This is a genomic window from Paenibacillus sp. FSL H8-0034 (assembly GCF_038000305.1).
In the GTDB taxonomy this organism is placed as follows: domain Bacteria; phylum Bacillota; class Bacilli; order Paenibacillales; family NBRC-103111; genus Paenibacillus_S.
In genome coordinates, this window is record NZ_JBBOBS010000001.1 from 1,706,417 (window position 1) to 1,722,170 (window position 15,754).

At 48.0% G+C, this 15,754-nt stretch carries 13 protein-coding genes; 8 read left to right on the forward strand and 5 right to left on the reverse strand.

Features of this window, described 5'->3' with window-relative positions; translation table 11 throughout:
• Positions 1–6: 6 nt before the first annotated feature.
• Positions 7–1,041: a M23 family metallopeptidase gene (locus NST47_RS07730; RefSeq protein ID WP_341154611.1), complete on the reverse strand. Its 1,035-nt coding sequence runs from the start codon at positions 1,039–1,041 to the stop codon at positions 7–9.
• 212 nt (positions 1,042–1,253) lie between these two features.
• On the opposite strand from NST47_RS07730, the gene larC reads away from it, so the two are divergent.
• Positions 1,254–1,763: a nickel insertion protein gene (larC, locus tag NST47_RS07735; RefSeq protein ID WP_341154612.1), complete on the forward strand. Its 510-nt coding sequence runs from the start codon at positions 1,254–1,256 to the stop codon at positions 1,761–1,763.
• 88 nt (positions 1,764–1,851) lie between these two features.
• On the opposite strand, the gene NST47_RS07740 is transcribed toward larC, so the two are convergent.
• Together NST47_RS07740 and larB are read right to left on the reverse strand one after the other, a co-directional pair.
• Positions 1,852–3,024, reverse strand: a complete 1,173-nt coding sequence (locus tag NST47_RS07740) for a LarC family nickel insertion protein (protein ID WP_341154613.1) — start codon at positions 3,022–3,024, stop codon at positions 1,852–1,854.
• A 2-nt stretch (positions 3,025–3,026) separates the two neighbouring features.
• Positions 3,027–3,818, reverse strand: coding sequence for a nickel pincer cofactor biosynthesis protein LarB (larB, locus tag NST47_RS07745; RefSeq protein WP_341154614.1), 792 nt, complete (start codon positions 3,816–3,818; stop codon positions 3,027–3,029).
• 125 nt (positions 3,819–3,943) lie between these two features.
• On the opposite strand from larB, the gene lipA reads away from it, so the two are divergent.
• Both lipA and NST47_RS07755 read left to right on the forward strand, forming a co-directional pair.
• A complete protein-coding gene (lipA, locus tag NST47_RS07750; RefSeq protein WP_341154615.1) occupies positions 3,944–4,849 on the forward strand; it encodes a lipoyl synthase in 906 nt (301 codons plus the stop codon).
• A 124-nt stretch (positions 4,850–4,973) separates the two neighbouring features.
• Entirely contained in the window at positions 4,974–5,471 is a 498-nt protein-coding gene (locus NST47_RS07755; protein ID WP_341154616.1) for a YutD family protein, read from the forward strand.
• A gap of 71 nt (positions 5,472–5,542) precedes the next feature.
• Here the strand turns inward: NST47_RS07755 and NST47_RS07760 are convergent, their stop codons facing one another.
• On the reverse strand, positions 5,543–6,001 hold the full coding sequence (locus tag NST47_RS07760) for a YhcH/YjgK/YiaL family protein (protein WP_341154617.1): 459 nt from the start codon (positions 5,999–6,001) through the stop codon (positions 5,543–5,545).
• 213 nt (positions 6,002–6,214) lie between these two features.
• On the reverse strand, positions 6,215–7,027 hold the full coding sequence (locus NST47_RS07765; RefSeq protein WP_341154618.1) for an HpcH/HpaI aldolase family protein: 813 nt from the start codon (positions 7,025–7,027) through the stop codon (positions 6,215–6,217).
• A 258-nt stretch (positions 7,028–7,285) separates the two neighbouring features.
• Between NST47_RS07765 and NST47_RS07770 the strand changes: the two genes are divergently transcribed.
• The 5 genes from NST47_RS07770 (at position 7,286) to NST47_RS07790 (ending at position 15,730) form a co-directional block, all read left to right on the forward strand.
• Positions 7,286–8,257: an ABC transporter permease gene (locus NST47_RS07770; RefSeq protein ID WP_341154619.1), complete on the forward strand. Its 972-nt coding sequence runs from the start codon at positions 7,286–7,288 to the stop codon at positions 8,255–8,257.
• The gene (locus NST47_RS07775) at positions 8,251–9,180 is read left to right on the forward strand and encodes a carbohydrate ABC transporter permease (RefSeq protein WP_083689678.1); all 930 of its coding nucleotides are present in this window, start codon (positions 8,251–8,253) and stop codon (positions 9,178–9,180) included. Before NST47_RS07770 ends, NST47_RS07775 begins: the two co-directional genes overlap by 7 nt.
• Before the next feature lie 60 nt (positions 9,181–9,240).
• Positions 9,241–10,848 carry an extracellular solute-binding protein gene (locus NST47_RS07780; RefSeq protein ID WP_341154620.1) on the forward strand — a complete coding sequence of 536 codons (1,608 nt, stop codon included), beginning with the start codon at positions 9,241–9,243 and terminating at the stop codon, positions 10,846–10,848.
• A gap of 52 nt (positions 10,849–10,900) precedes the next feature.
• A complete protein-coding gene (locus tag NST47_RS07785; RefSeq protein WP_341154621.1) occupies positions 10,901–13,303 on the forward strand; it encodes an alpha-glucuronidase family glycosyl hydrolase in 2,403 nt (800 codons plus the stop codon).
• A 102-nt stretch (positions 13,304–13,405) separates the two neighbouring features.
• On the forward strand, positions 13,406–15,730 hold the full coding sequence (locus NST47_RS07790; RefSeq protein WP_341154622.1) for a helix-turn-helix domain-containing protein: 2,325 nt from the start codon (positions 13,406–13,408) through the stop codon (positions 15,728–15,730).
• Positions 15,731–15,754: the final 24 nt, after the last annotated feature.

The window sequence follows — 15,754 nt, forward strand, 5'->3', positions numbered from 1 at the left end:
CGGAGCTCATTTCTTTTTACGAATTCGTTCCTCGCGCTCCCATTTACGCAAATGGGGGTAAGGATCGAATGACCAATCCGTCAAGCCGTTATCGCGGTAAAGTCCATAATGTAAATGCGAAGGAAATTTACCGGATGTACCCTGCTTGCCATATCCTGAGCTGCCTACCCAACCTATAATCTGGCCAGCCTTGACAATATCCCCTTCCTTGACTTCTTTGTTGAAGCCCGATAAATGCGCATAGTAATGATACACATTATTTAAATCGCGGATGCCAACTCTCCAGCCCCCGTATACATTCCAGCCCATAACCTCGATAATGCCATAAGCAGCACTGCGTACAGGAACTCCATAGCCCGCAAACAGGTCGGTACCTTCATGGATGCGATAACCGCCCCAGCCGCGGCTGGCTCCCCAAGTACTACGGTATGAATAGTCGGCGTTCAGCGGCATGACAAAGGTGTGCTCGTGCAAATCAAGCGTTTCGAATTCTGCATACAGCCTTGCAAACTGCTCGATGCGCTCCACACTACGTGTATTTTGATAATATTCCCACAAACCAATTCGCAGGTCCTCGTCGCCAGAGCCTTGCTTTAACAAATAGTTGGCCATGGCATACAGCCTGTCCAGCTCGTTCAAGCGGTCTGCTTTTCCATCACCGGAGCCATCCTTGCCGATTCCGTCAAACAAAGCAATACTGGATTCATTGGTGTCCGAGTGATCCGGATTCATCATGCCGCACCATTGCAGCTCTGTAAAGGTGAGCGCGATCAGTCCGTCGCTATTCGGGCGTTTACGTGTGAGTTGAATGGTACGTTCATATTGGTCTATACCTGCGAATATGTACCAGGGTATTCCAGTTACCGTACTGATTTTATCGAATAAATCTTTTCTTTCGGCGAATACAGCGCTAAGGCTTTTGGGCTCTGCGGCAGGCTGAGAGGGTTGATTTGCTGCTGCATATATCGGAAAAGACGTCCCCAGAAGAATGCTTCCGCACATGAATACTTTAAGGAGCCCACGTATTCCGATTGCTTTCATGATGTTTTCCTCCATATCCGGACATGATGGCTGTGTACGTCCGCTCAAATTGGTGTTAGTAGGTTATGTTGGAAGTGCTGCTTTTATCCGCGCATACAAACTTGAGGTACAGATTCTCAGCATAGCTTATTTTTGGTAGAATCAAGGTTAAGAGCAGAGCTTACCATGATCGTTGGGTAGGGGACCTGGTGCTGAGGAAAGAGGGACGCAGGATGGGATTTGAACACCGTGAAGAGCACATTGATGAAGATATGCTGCTCATTCAGGCCAATATTGACGATATGAATCCGGAGATTTGTCCTTATGTGACCGATCGGTTATTTGATGCAGGTGCAAATGATGTGTACTGGATACCGATTATTATGAAAAAAGGCCGACCCGGTATGATGTTGAACGTGCTTATAGACGAACGGAAGCTGCAATCGATAGAAGAAGTGATATTTAGCGAAACAACAACGATTGGTCTTCGTTATTTGCGGGCATCCTGTCATAGGCTGGGACGGTCATTTGAGCAGGTTTCCACACCGTGGGGCATGATCAATGTTAAAGTCGGCTATCACCGCGGCGAAATGGTGCAATTTGCCCCGGAATTCAAAGAATGCGAGCAGGCTGCGCTCGCACATGGTGTCCCTTTGAAACAGGTTTATGAAGAGGTAAAACGGCAGTTTCTACATAAAGGCAGGCGAGCAAACGAGGGGTTAACCGTACAAAGTGAGGAATAGGATAGGTATGGAAAAGATCTAAAAGGAAAAAGGACACTTTAGGAAGAGACTCTTCCTGTTGGTGTCCTTTTTGTCTAAGCTGTCCGGGTTATTGCTTGAGGTCTGGAGGAATATCCGTGCACTCACCATGAATGGAAGGATCATGTTTATGATTCTGATGATCGTGATCGGATTCAAGATCATTATGAGAATGAGTATGTGAGTGATCATGGGAATGGCTATGAGGCTGCTCAATCATACGAAAGCGTCCTTGATCCTGGTTGCGCAAGTGGCTGTGCTCCTGCTCATGACTGTGATCATGGGAATGCTCATGTCCATGACTATGCCCGTGATCATGATCGTGATTATGTCCATGGCTATGTCCGTGATCATGATCATGATTGTGCTCAGTATGTCCATGACTGTGCCCGTGATCGTGACCATGCTCATGGCTATGTCCATGATTATGGTCTTTATGATGCTGCTCTTGCTCATGCACATGTCCATGGTTTTGAATTTCTTGATGCTGGACTTGATATTTAGGAATAAAAGGGTCGGTTTTTCCAATCACGACACGAAGCACGTTCGGTTGGTTCGGCAAGTCTCGGGTACCGGCGCCATAACCGATAGTTTCAACAATCATCGAAGGAAAACCTTTGGAGAATTCATCCACTACGCCGGCAATGATACCGGCACCTGTTGGCGTCGTCATTTCCATGCTGTAGACGGTTGGGGCGATAGGAAGCCCACGCATCATTTCCAAGGTTGCTGGCGCAGGAACCGGATAGATACCATGGTCGCAGCGAACGGTTCCCGAACCGAGCGGCACTGGTGAGGACCATATTTTCTCGACCTCTAACGAATCCAGAGCAAGGGCAACACCGATTACATCAACGATAGAATCGATGGCCCCGACCTCGTGAAAATGAACGGTTTCAATCGGGATATTATGGATTTTGGCCTCGGCAATAGCAATTTTCTCAAATATAGCCGAGCTTAATGCGACAACACGATCGTTAAAGCCGCAGCTGTTAATGATTTTTACAATTTCCGAATAATGCCGATGGTAGCTCGGCGGTGAATGGGGATCGAGTATAACGTCCATTTTTAAAGCTGAGATCCCTTTTTTATTAACACGCTTCCACTCCAGAGAAAAAGGCTCGATCTGAATCTTGCTCAATTCCTCCTCGATATAATGACGATCAGCGCCCGCATCGACGAGGGCTGCCAGGCTCATATCTCCACTGATCCCGGAAAAGCAGTCAAAAAATGCTATTTTCATCGTTAATCCCTCTTTGTCGTATTTTTATGTATTAATGCGGCATTATAACCGGCACCAAAGCCGTTATCAATATTAACTACAGATACGCCTGGCGCACAGGAATTAAGCATAGTGAGAAGTGCAGCCACACCATGAAAGCTGGCACCGTAGCCTACGCTCGTAGGAACGGCAATAATGGGCTTCGAGACGAGTCCGCCTAGAACGCTGACCAGAGCGCCTTCCATGCCTGCTGCAACGACGATCGCATTGGCTCCGCGAATCACGTCAAGCTTACGAAATAATCTATGTATACCGGCAACACCTACATCATATACCCGCTCCACACGGCAGCCCATATTTTCAGCTGTTAATGCAGCTTCCTCGGCAACGAAGAGATCGGAGGTTCCGGCGCATACTATTGCAATATAGCCTTCGGTCTTGGGCATACGCGCAGCCTGATCCTTATACCATGTCAGTACGCGAGCATCCTCGTGATAGGTAATCCCGGGAATCGCCTGCTGCACAATATCCGCCTTTTCCTTGCTGACACGTGTAGCCAGCACGCGGTCCAAATGGTCCATCATTTTAAGAAAGATCGCCGTGACCTGCTCAGCCGATTTATTTTCCCCGTAGATAACCTCAGGAAAGCCGGTCCTGCGTTCCCTATCGATATCCAGCTGTGCATAGCCGAGATCCTCGATACGATCGCTTGCCTGACTTTGGTTACTCATGAATTCCTCGAGATGCTTTTGCGCTTCTGCAACGTCCAAATCTCCGGAACGAACGTGTTTAAGTATGGATTCCAGATTTATCATATAAAGCCTATGCCTCCAAAGTGACAGTTGAGCTCTGCCCGTTAATTGTTGTCCTTATCCAGTTTAACACAAATAAAAGCGAATGTGGATTGTTAGCTCTTTCGTGATATAATAGCTTCATAAGCTTGGAATATGCCACGGAAAGCAGGGACGACACAATGTCTACACCAGTTGAACGTAAGCCCGATTGGTTAAAAATTAAACTGACTACAGGTGAGAATTTTAAAGAATTAAAAAATATGATGCGCGACAAAACACTACATACGGTTTGTGAAGAAGCCAAATGTCCGAATATTCATGAGTGCTGGGCGAATCGCACGGCCACTTTTATGATACTTGGTGATATTTGCACACGCGCATGCCGTTTTTGTGCTGTTAATTCAGGTTTGCCGACTGAGCTTGATCTTCAAGAGCCGGAGCGTGTGGCCGAGGCATCAGAGCAAATGGGACTTAAACACGTTGTAGTTACTTCGGTAGCGAGAGATGATCTGGCTGATGGAGGTTCTTCAATATTTGCTGCTACCATTAGAGCGATTCGTAAACGGCTGCCGATGTGTGGTGTCGAAGTGCTGATCCCCGATTTTTTGGGCAATGAGGAATCACTTCGGACCGTGCTGGCCGCCAAACCGGATATTTTGAACCATAATATCGAAACCGTGGAGCGTTTGTCCGATAAGGTGCGGTCCAAGGCCAAATACAGCCGTACCTTGGAGCTGCTTGCAAGGTCGAAGAAAATTGCACCGGAAATCCCGACGAAGGCCAGTATCATGCTTGGACTGGGAGAAGAATGGTCCGAAATTCTGCAAACTATGGACGACCTGCGCGCAGTAGGCTGCAATATTATGACAATCGGTCAATATTTACAGCCATCCGTCAAACATTTAAAGGTAAAAAAATATTATACACCGGAGCAATTTGCGGAGCTAAAAATCGAAGGCATGAAGCGCGGCTTCAGCCATGTCGAATCCGGACCTTTGGTGCGCAGCTCGTATCATGCGCATGAACAGGTAAAATCGGCACAGCAAGTATAGGCTTTGCCTACGGCAAAACTTTAAGAGAATGCTTACGAAGTTAGTTTTGCCTACGCAAAACTTTAAGAGAATGCTTACGAAGTCAGTTTTGCCTATGGCAAAACTTTAAGGAGGGGAAAACCAAATGATTTTCATCGCCAACAAAACCTACGAGGTGGTCGTTGACCACAAAAATGGCTGGAAGCCAGATGCCTTTAAAGAGCGATTCAGTGAAGTCCTGGAGCGCTATGACTATATTGTTGGGGATTGGGGCTACAATCAGCTGCGTATGCGCGGTTTTTTTAAGGACAGCCATCCGAAAGCTACCAAGGAATCGATGATTGCTACGTTTCAGGATTATTTGAATGAATATTGTAATTTCGGCTGTGCTTATTTCATTATTGAAAAGGTACCTTCCAAGAATCAGTCCAGCCAGCAGCCAACTGATGATGTGGAATCGGAAGAACGGGAAATCGGTGTGGCTGCTGGTCTTGAACAACCAGAGGTTCTGGCGCAGGACCAGCAGGAGGATTCCTTACCCCCTCAGATACCTACTCCTCGCCAGCAGCGCCAGCATCATCAGCGAAAATCTTATTCCAATAAGCATCAAAACCATCAATCGAATCACCCGAAGCCATCATGAAAAAAAGGCCAGCCTTTAATAAAGGGTTGGCCTTTTGCTTTGTGTGAATTGTGATTCATTTCACGAATTTGTCATTGCCAATCGAGCGCGACCTTCACGACGAGCTTCCTGACCGGTCGGGCATCCTGCACAGATATGCAGGCCATATGGACGTCCTGCGGCGCCAGAATGGTAAAGAAGCCCTCGGACAGCTCGAAAAAGCTGCCGTCCCCGCTGTATAAGGCATAGTCCAGCTTCTCGTCATAGGCTTGGGATACTTCCATGCGATCGATCGGTGATACACCCATAAGCTCAGTTCCGCTGGTTACATACTGGACATCAATGTAACGAAGATGTGCTTCCCAGACTCCCGCATCGAGCGGTCTGCTGTCATATTCCTGTACAAGCACAAACATCTGCTCACCCTCAAGCGTATACTTGCCCGGCTTTAAAGCTGCAGCCTCCTCACTTTGAAGAAATTCCAGCGCCTTGGTTATTCCCGGATTCAACCCGTAGTAGCTTGCTGCGCGGCTCATTTTATCGAATATCATCGTATCGTTCCCCTCTGTTCAATGGACTAGAAGTCCGGTGAATAAGTCATGCTGTGCGTCCAAATATCCTTCCGATCGCTGTTGTTTCCGTATTTTTTTAATTTTATAAGAGATTTAGCGGTAAAAATACGGAAACAAAGGCGAGCGCTGACGCTTCTACAGGATCATTTGGCCGCTCCGCTCTTTATTCACCGCACTTCTAGATTTTTTGCTTTAAATAGAAATACTCTCGGTCTCGCCTGTCGGCTGATCGCCAAGAGCCGCTTTGATCGTTCTCAGATCCTTGCCCAAATACTCAATAAATGTAGTGATATCCGAGCTTTGAATGATCAGATTCAACCCTCGTTTGGCCCATTCGATTTGGCGCTCCGTTCCGATCCAGTAATGAATACCTGCTCCAATTCCACGGCTTCGCGCCTTGTCGATAATTTCTTCGACTGCCTTCAGGAAAACAGGATTGTCATATTGCTCCGGCACATTCAGATTGCAGGACAGGTCATGAGGACCAATCAGAACCGCATCGATATCCGGTACCTGAAGAATGTCGTCCAGAGCCTCCATGGCAGGCTTGCTCTCAATATTAATGATCAACAGATTATGCTTGTTGTAATCCTGAATATAACGTTCCAGTACTCCATCGCAGGCTTCGGTTCCACTCAGGATGTTTTCCAGCTTTTGTCCGCGCAGTGGACGGTATTTGACAGCGCCGCGCAAGGCTTGCACCTGTTCAACCGTTTCCACATAAGGGACGATAACGCCGTTGGCGCCTCCGTCCAGCACCATTGTCGCAGCGTACGGATCAGGAGAAGGAATGCGTACGATCGGTGCAAGACCGAGCGCTTTATAAGCCTGGCACATCCATGACAGCTCATGTCGGTCGATACTGATATGCTCGGTATCGATAAATACAAAATCCATGCCCAATCTGCCAATGTGCCCAGGCAGCTTCGGGGAGTTCGAGGTAATCAGGGTACCGTATACTCGTGTTCCACGGGACAGAGCCTCTTGCAGTTCCACAGCGTTCATTAAAGTAAACCTCCTTCGGAAGATAGCTTGATTGTAGGTTCGTGTCCTTGTGGCGTCAATCGTCCAGTTTTCCAGACTGTTTCAGATTTCGCCCTCTGCTGAAAGGGCGATAATCGAAACAAGGTGGATTTTTGAAACAGTCGGAACAGGGTAGAATAATGAAACTTTTGGGCATGGATTGGATGTATCAGAGCGGTGCAGACGGCTGTTAGTATAAAAGCACAGCCGCACCACAACAGGACAAAGGAGGAAAGACAAGTGGCGGGAAAAGCATTATCAGAGACGGTTAAGGTTAACAAGTCAGGCAGAAAAACAGTTTCGGCTCTGATTATGGATCGGCTGAAGCTGATCGGGCAGGGCAAGTACTTATATGCAATGCTGCTGCTGCCGGCCGTATATTTTATCGTATTCAAGTACGGCTCGATGTTTGGTTTATTGATTGCTTTTGAAAACTATAATTTCGTCAAGGGGGTGTTTGGAAGCGAGTGGGTCGGACTGCTGCATTTTCGCGATTTTATGTCGGATCCATACTTTTGGAAGCTGGTGCGCAATACGGTGCTGCTAAATGTGTGGATGATGGTCTTTTACTTCCCGGCTCCGATTTTGCTCGCTCTGCTGTTGAATGAGGCTAGAATCGGGCTGTTCAAGAAGTTTGCCCAGACCGTCAGCTACCTGCCGCATTTTCTGTCCACAGTGGTCGTGTGCGGGATGGTAATCAACTTTTTGTCCAACGAAGGGATGATCAATCGGCTTCTCGGACTTGTTGGTCTGGAGCCGTATTCATTCCTGATGGATGCCAACTGGTTCCGCAGCATCTATATTGGCTCGGAAATATGGCAAGGTATCGGCTGGGGCTCGATTATATATTTGGCTGCGTTAACTGCCGTGGACCCTCAGCTCTATGAAGCGGCTACTATGGATGGTGCCAGCCGTATCCAGCAAATCCGCCATATTACGCTGCCTGGAATTGCCTCCGTTATTACTGTTATGTTCCTGCTTAATCTCGGCAACGTAATGTCGATTGGGTATGAGAAAATTTTGCTGCTGTACACAGGTCCAACCTATGAAACCGCGGATGTCATCTCGACTTATGTGTACAGAAGAGGGCTGCTGGGCAATGATTTTAGCTATGCAACGGCGGTTGAGCTGTTCCAGTCGGTGATTGCGCTATGCTTCGTCGTGCTGGCCAACCGGTTTGCCCGAAAGGTGAGTGAAACAAGCTTATGGTAAATACAAATTCGGCGCATGGCGGGAAAGCGGGATTGTCACCCTTCAGGAAGAGTGGTCTCAAGCAGCTTTCGGCAGGCTCACTGCTGTTCGATTGCGTCATCTACGCGCTGCTGCTGGCCATGATTCTGGTTTTTCTCTACCCGATCTATTACATGGCAGTCGTATCGGTCAGCAACGGGATGAATGTGATCAGGGGAGAGGTTAAATGGTTTCCGATCGGCTTCAATCTGGAAGCCTACAAAATGATTCTTTCCGACAAATCGATTATTCGTTCCTACGGCAATACCTTGCTGTATACGTCGGTTGGAACGCTGATCAATGTCGCAGCGACGGCTTTATGCGCCTACCCGCTATCGCGCAGCAAGCTGTATGGAAGAGGCCTGTTCACACTACTGATCATCATCACGATGCTATTTCACGGTGGGATGATTCCATCGTATCTGGTTGTGAACACCTTGAATATGACTAACAGCATTTGGGCGATTGTGATTCCCCCGGCGATCAACGTATGGTATATGATCATCATGAGAACCTTTTTTCAAAATATCCCCAATGAGATTCATGAATCCGCTTTTATAGACGGGGCAAATGATTTACTGGTGTTTGTACGGATTGTGCTACCATTATCGATGCCGGTGATTGCGACCATGACGATGTTTTATGCGGTGTGGCATTGGAACAGCTTTTTCCCGGCGATGATCTATTTGTTTGACAGTGAGCTGTATCCGGTACAGATTATTATGCGCAGCATGCTGATTGATGGCAGTGTGGGCAACAATGATCCGGCCCGTGATTTGACGACCATCCAGACGAATATGAAATATGCGGTCATCATCGTTACCATTCTTCCAATTATTATGGTATATCCGTTTATACAAAAATATTTTGTGCAAGGGGCGATGGTCGGGTCGCTTAAAGGATAGCAGCAGACAGCTGTTGGCGGTTTCACAGAAGGTTTTGACCATTAATCAGGAGGGGTTCTTATGCAATCCAATAAGCTTCAATCCAAAAAGAAAATCATGTTGATGTCCTGCCTTTGTATCACGCTATTGGGGGCGGCGGCTTGCTCATCCAATCAGGGCGGCAAACAGGCAAACGGCAATACGCCGGCCGCAGCAGGCGGGGAAAAGGCTGGCGGCAAGCTGCTGGCCGAGCCGATCACGTTCAAGGTAATGACCGTGGATTCCTCACCGCAAATCGTCAAGGATGCACCAGTGTTCAAGCATATATTCGATAAAACGAATGTCAAGATCGAGCTGGAGCCAGTGCCAAGTGCCAATTATGATCAGAAAGCCCAGACGCTGATCGCGACCAATAATCTGCCTGACATTACCCGTATTCCTAACGGGAAGCCGTACTTCAACGAAGCGGCCAAAAACGGGATGTTTCTGCCGATTTCGGATTATTTGGACTATGCTCCTAACATCAAACGGCTGATGAAGGAAAATAAGGAGATTGGCAAAGGCGAGGTCAATGGCAAGCTCTACGGTTTCCCGCTGCTCGGCCAATGGAAGCTGCAGCTGGCGCAGGCTCCGATGATTCGGATGGATCTCCTGAAGGAGCAAAATCTGGAGGTTCCCAAAACCTTCGACGATCTATACAAGGTGCTTAAAAAATTAAAAGAGGCGTACCCGGATAAAATTCCCTTTACGAATCGTGAGGGTGCGGCGAATCTGCTGACCTCAATGGGTTTTGGCATGGGCTCGGGCTTTAAAATTTATTATGATCCGAATGTCGAAGGCGGAAAATATGTATATGGACCGTCCCGCCCAGAGTTCAAGGCACCGCTCGAATATCTCAATAAGCTGTACAAGGAAAAGCTGCTGGATCCCGATTACGCCGTCAATACCGTTGACAATATGAAGGAAAAGCTCAGCTCGGGAAGAGCCTTGTTCTATTATGACAATAACAGCTTTGGCGATCAGTTCAATGCATCATTGAAGCCGGTTAGTCCGAAGGCGCAATTCGAGCTGCTTCTGCCGCTCAAAAATGATTTAGGTCAAACCCGAAATCTTATGTACAAAAAGGATTGGCTGCACCACTTTACGATTAATGCAAAAATAAAAAATCCGCAGGCAGCGGTGAAATTCCTCGATTGGATGTATAGCGATGAAGGCACTTTGATTACCAATTACGGTATCGAGGGTGAGCACTTCAAGCTGGAGGGCGGCAAGCCGGTCATTATGGACAGTATTATGAAGCAATTTGCCAATGCTAAGGACCCTTTCCGCAACATGCAAAATGCGCTCGGAATTGGCTTCCAAACGTTTACCTTAAATGTTGATGAGCATCCGATGGCGACCATGTCATCACCTGATCTTGTCAGATGGAGCGAGCTTATTACCACAAAAAATGGTTATATATCCGAGGTTGCCCCTCCCCCGTTTACTGATTCGGAAATTGACAAGCTGAAAACAATTCTCTCCAAGGTGGATACAATCGTTAATCAGGAGATTGACAAGTTCGTGATGGGAGCACGCCCTATGAGCGAATTCGACAGCTTTGCACAGAAGCTGAAGGAGAGCGGTGCGAGCGAGATCGAAAAAATCTACAATGAGGCCAATGATCGTTACCAAAAGAGCAATCCCTAACAATTAAAGACATTCAAATATACAAATCCAATAGGAAAAGCAGGGGATATAAATGAAAGCGGTTATTGAACTATCCGCAGCCTGCGTTGTTGCTTCCTCGGCAGCCCGCGGATCTGAAGCGAAAGCGATACAGGTACTGATTGAGGAGGTAGCAAAGCGTACAGGAGTGACCTGGTCACAGCTGGACAGCTTGCCGTCCGAGCTTCAGCAGCCGCTGATTATTGCGGGCACAGCAGCAGCTCTGGATAACCTTATCCTGCATAGGAGCGAGCTGGAGGCCGATCTCGGCAGAATACAGCCTGAAGGCTTCATTCTGCATGCAGCAGCACAAGCGGGAAGGCCGATCGTGTATATCATCGGCAAGGACGCCCGCGGGGTTCTGTACGGCGTAGGGAGGTTTCTGCGTAAAGCGGTGATGAAGGAGCAATCGATTGGCATGAGCGTCCAGACGCACCTGGTAAGCTCCCCAAGCTTTTCGATCCGCGGTCACCAGCTTGGTTATCGCCCGAAGACGAACGCTTATGACGCTTGGAGCGTCGAGCAGTATGAGCAGTACATCCGTGAGCTGGCGTTGTTCGGAGCGAACAGTATTGAAATTTTACCGCCGCGCACCGATGATGATGCGACAGGTCCATTGATGAAGGTAGATCCGCTCCAGATGATGATTCAGCTGTCAGCGATTATTGATTCCTATGGCCTGAATGTATGGATCTGGTATCCCAATATGGCTGAGGATTATTCAGATGCCGAGGTTCGCAGAGAGGAGCTGGCGGAGCGGGAGGAGATTTTCAGCAAGCTTTCGCGAATTGACGCCGTGATGATTCCCGGCAGCGATCCGGGTGGAATGCATCCGGTTCCGCTGTTCGAATGGTCAGGGGAACTATCGGAGCTGCTGCAGCGCTACCATCCGCAGGCGCGCATATGGCTGTCTCCACAGGTAATGAAATATGAGCCAAGACCTTGGCTCGAGGCTTTTTATGAGCAGGTAAATCAAGAGCCTGAATGGCTTGGCGGCGTTGTGTACGGACCGCATATCGATGAGCTGCTGCCCGTTTACAGGGAACGGATCCCACAGAAATACCAGATTCGGCGTTATGAGGATATTACGCATAATTACCACTGCCAATACCCGGTGGTGGATTGGGATTTGGCACTGGCGATGACAGCGGCCCGCGAATCGTATAACCCGCGCCCCTTGGCAGAGAAGCATATCCATAACCAGTTTGCTGCATACGCCGATGGCAACATATCGTACTCGGAAGGGATTAACGATGATGTGAACAAATTTGTGTGGAGCGATCAGGACTGGAATCCGGACACACCTGTGATTGAAACACTTCGCGACTTTGCCCGTCTGTTCTTTGGCAGCGAGGTTGCCGAGGGTGTGGCTCAGGGACTGCTCGCTTTGGAGCAGAATTGGGTCGGACCGCTTATTATCAATGACCAGGTGGAAGTGACCTTACAGCAGTGGATGCAGATGGAGCAGGAGGGAGGGGCGCAGGTACTGAATCAGTACCGCTTTCAAATGGGCTTGATCCGCGCCTATTATGATGCCTACGTTAAGCGGCGGCTCATTTATGAAACAGAGCTGGAGCATAAAGCCAAGGATCTGCTGCGCGATGCAGGCAGACTGGGCAGTTTAAATGCGGTGGAGCAAGCCGAGCGGGTTCTTGAGCAGGCCCATACGGCTCCGGTAGCTCAAGGCTATAAGCAGCGCTGCTGCGAGCTGGCCGACGAGCTGTTCGCCAATATTGGCTCCCAGCTTACTGTCGAGCGTCATTATGCAATTGCTGTTGATCGGGGAGCATTCATGGATACGATCGATGCCCCGCTGAATGATGCCAATTGGCTGCGTACACAGTTCAGGCTGGTACGCGAGCTGGGTGATGAGCAGGCAAGGCTGCTTCATATCCGTCAGGCCTTGAGTCGGACGAATCCGGGTCCTGGCGGCAGCTACGACAATTTGGGCTCTTACCGTAGTGCAGGCCGGGTAGATCCGGGTATGGGCGGTTACGAGGACCCCGGATATTTATACTCACCACGGGTTGCGCCTTCGATTTATTTGCTGAAAATGAAAGAAGAGAAGAAGCGCGCGTTAGGCGGCGTACCGCTTGCCTGGGCGCAGCATGTGAATGCGCTGGCGGATACCCCTATTCATGTCACCTATCAGCATCTGGACCCGGATTCTGCCTATACTGTCAAAGTTGCCTATGTGGGTGATACGGTAGACGTCGAGCTGTCCCGGGATTGCTGGGTACGCTTGACAGTCAACGACATTTATGTGCTTCAGGACGATATTCATGTCCGGGAAGGCATGGTGACGATTCAGGAGTCATCCATCCCGCAGGAGGCGTTAGCCGACGGACAAATTAAATTGACGTTCCAGCGTATAAGAGGTTTCAAGCGATTGAACGTTGCCGAAATCTGGATCATTCGTCAGTCGGTTCAGCTTTAGGCATTTACTTTCGTGCTCAGGATGCATTAGTATAAGCTTGACGGATATGACTCATCATGAATGGCTGCTTGGCAGCGGGAGAGGAAGATACGAATGCGATGGATGACTAGACGTATGCCCAGATTAAACCGATTATTTTTTCGCATTCTGTTGTATTTTCTCTCCCTGCTGCTCCCGATTATTATTATTGGAGCGGTTTTTTATATCAATGTCAGTAACCGCTTACAGGACGAATTTACTCAAAAGGTGCAAATGAATTTACAGTCCTCGGCCAATACGATCGAAATTTATATGCGTACCATTCAGGAAACCAGCATTAACTTCTTTTATGAAAAAAGGCCGCTGCTGCTGCCTTACGATGAATACAATTTGCAGGAGCGTGTACGTATTGCGGAAATACCAGACACACTATCCAAAATCTCCGGCAACCTCAGCGCCCTGAGTGTTAATCTGTTTTTGTTCGCGGACAATCAGAAGGTGTACACCGCAGCAGGTCTGGATGATTTTGATTATTATTTTGATAAGGGGTATTCCTTTCAGCAGTACAATAAGCAATTCTGGAAGCAAAAGCTGCTCACGGAAAAATCGATTGAGATTCTTCAGGTTTCCGAGGTAAAGCTCAATAATGGTGTGCATACAAGCGTAATTCCGCTCGTTTTTATGAATACGGTCAATGGTCATAAAGCGATTCTGGTCACGACGCTTTCGGTCGATATGCTGCAGAGGACGATTCTGAACCATGCTGTCACGCCTTCAACCTCGTTTATCCTGAGCGACCATAACGGCAATGTCATTCTAAGCAGTGACAAAAGCATGCAGGACTCCGGTATGCTTAGTGAGCTCAACAGTTATTTCGGCTCCGGCAACGCCAAGTATGGTGAATTCAAGCTGGGCAGCACGCATTATATCGTCAATTATATCAAGTCTGAAAGCTATGGCTGGAACTATTATGCGATGACCCCGGTATCCGATTTTAAGGAGCAGATCAACTATTTTGTAACTTTAATTGTGACGATCTGTCTCGCTCTTGTTGTGGTGGGCATCCTGTTTTCCTTCATTTTCACCTTTAACCTGTACAACCCTATTCAACACATCCGTGATATTTTAATGAGCAAGAGTGAGCTCGCAGAAGAACCGGCAGGCAGAGCGGGGACGGCGAACGAGTTTGAGCAGATCGGCAGAGGCATCCATCAGTTGATCGAATATAACCACAAATTCAAAAATGAGCTTGAGCTCAAGTCCACGGAATACCTGGATCAATCGCTGCTGAATTATGTACAGGGCAGTACAGCAATCAATGAGAAGGAGCTTCATAAAATGCTGGCCGAGCAGGTTCAATTCATTCATCCGGCATACATGTGCTGTTACATCCAATTCGGACTGAAGCCGGCTTTTTATGATGATATTCAGGATACGGAACGGCTGATTATTTTGGATAAGCTTAAGAAGATCGTATGGGGGCTGATCCAGCCGCATGTGAACGCCTATATTTTGGAGGAGCGGGAGTGTCTGTACACCTGTGCCATCAATGTGCGGGACATGGAGGATAGTCTGCAGCAGGTCAAGGACGGGCTGAAGCAGCTGCTGGATACGTTTCGTTATGACTCGCAGTATTGCTATATTCATATTGGCATAGGAACCGTCCATACCGGGATGCAGGGACTGGTCAAATCTTATACGGATGCGGTGCATGCCTTGGAAGCAGCGGACCCGCAGAAGGATTTTCAAATGATCGATGCGCAGCAGCTGCCGCCTGCGGTTACGCAGTATTCGTACTCCTTTATTGATGAGAACATGATCATCAACTGCCTGAAGACGCGGAATCTTGAAAGTCTGACGAACAAAATCGATGACCTTCTTCACAAGAATAGATTGAACGCTTCACATGCCGCTGTATCTTCACTTTTATCGGCTATTTACTATACGGGGTGCCGCTTTCTTGGGGAAAACGGTCTGAATGCACACGATTTGATTACGGAGCAGGAGCATGCGGCACTGGATAAAAAGTCTGACCTTTATTTGGGAGTTGAAGAAAAGAAACGGCTGCTGCTTCATTTTTTTGAAAACGTAATTGAGTATACCGAGGATCAGGAGCAGGGAAAATCCAGTTCGCTCGCTGCCATGATCAAGCACTATATTGAGGACAATTATCATCATGATTTGTATTTGGAGAAAATAGCTAATGAATTGGGGGTTTCCACGAAATATATTTCGCGGGCTTTCCATGAGAAAACAGGCGTTCATCTCTCGACGTACATTAGTCAATTCCGAATGACCAAAGCCAAGGAGCTGCTGCTGTCAACGAATTGGACGATCAGCGACATCTCGCAAAAGGTTGGCATTTACAGCAGAACGACCTTTATTCGCCTGTTCAAAAAGCATGAGGGCATAACCCCGCACCATTATCGGACACTTCACAAAAAATAGCGGAGTTATGAGTTGTTGTTGTAA

Excerpts from the sequence above, each read along its gene's own strand:
- NST47_RS07790 (WP_341154622.1), top strand. The coding sequence starts at position 13,406 with ATGACTAGACGTATGCCCAGATTAAACCGATTATTTTTTCGCATTCTG.
- NST47_RS07730 (WP_341154611.1), bottom strand. The coding sequence starts at position 1,041 with ATGAAAGCAATCGGAATACGTGGGCTCCTTAAAGTATTCATGTGCGGA.
- NST47_RS07785 (WP_341154621.1), top strand. The coding sequence starts at position 10,901 with ATGAAAGCGGTTATTGAACTATCCGCAGCCTGCGTTGTTGCTTCCTCG.
- larB (WP_341154614.1), bottom strand. The coding sequence starts at position 3,818 with ATGATAAATCTGGAATCCATACTTAAACACGTTCGTTCCGGAGATTTG.
- larC (WP_341154612.1), top strand. The coding sequence starts at position 1,254 with ATGGGATTTGAACACCGTGAAGAGCACATTGATGAAGATATGCTGCTC.
- NST47_RS07740 (WP_341154613.1), bottom strand. The coding sequence starts at position 3,024 with ATGAAAATAGCATTTTTTGACTGCTTTTCCGGGATCAGTGGAGATATG.
- NST47_RS07755 (WP_341154616.1), top strand. The coding sequence starts at position 4,974 with ATGATTTTCATCGCCAACAAAACCTACGAGGTGGTCGTTGACCACAAA.
- NST47_RS07760 (WP_341154617.1), bottom strand. The coding sequence starts at position 6,001 with ATGATATTCGATAAAATGAGCCGCGCAGCAAGCTACTACGGGTTGAAT.
- NST47_RS07780 (WP_341154620.1), top strand. The coding sequence starts at position 9,241 with ATGCAATCCAATAAGCTTCAATCCAAAAAGAAAATCATGTTGATGTCC.
- NST47_RS07775 (WP_083689678.1), top strand. The coding sequence starts at position 8,251 with ATGGTAAATACAAATTCGGCGCATGGCGGGAAAGCGGGATTGTCACCC.
- NST47_RS07765 (WP_341154618.1), bottom strand. The coding sequence starts at position 7,027 with ATGAACGCTGTGGAACTGCAAGAGGCTCTGTCCCGTGGAACACGAGTA.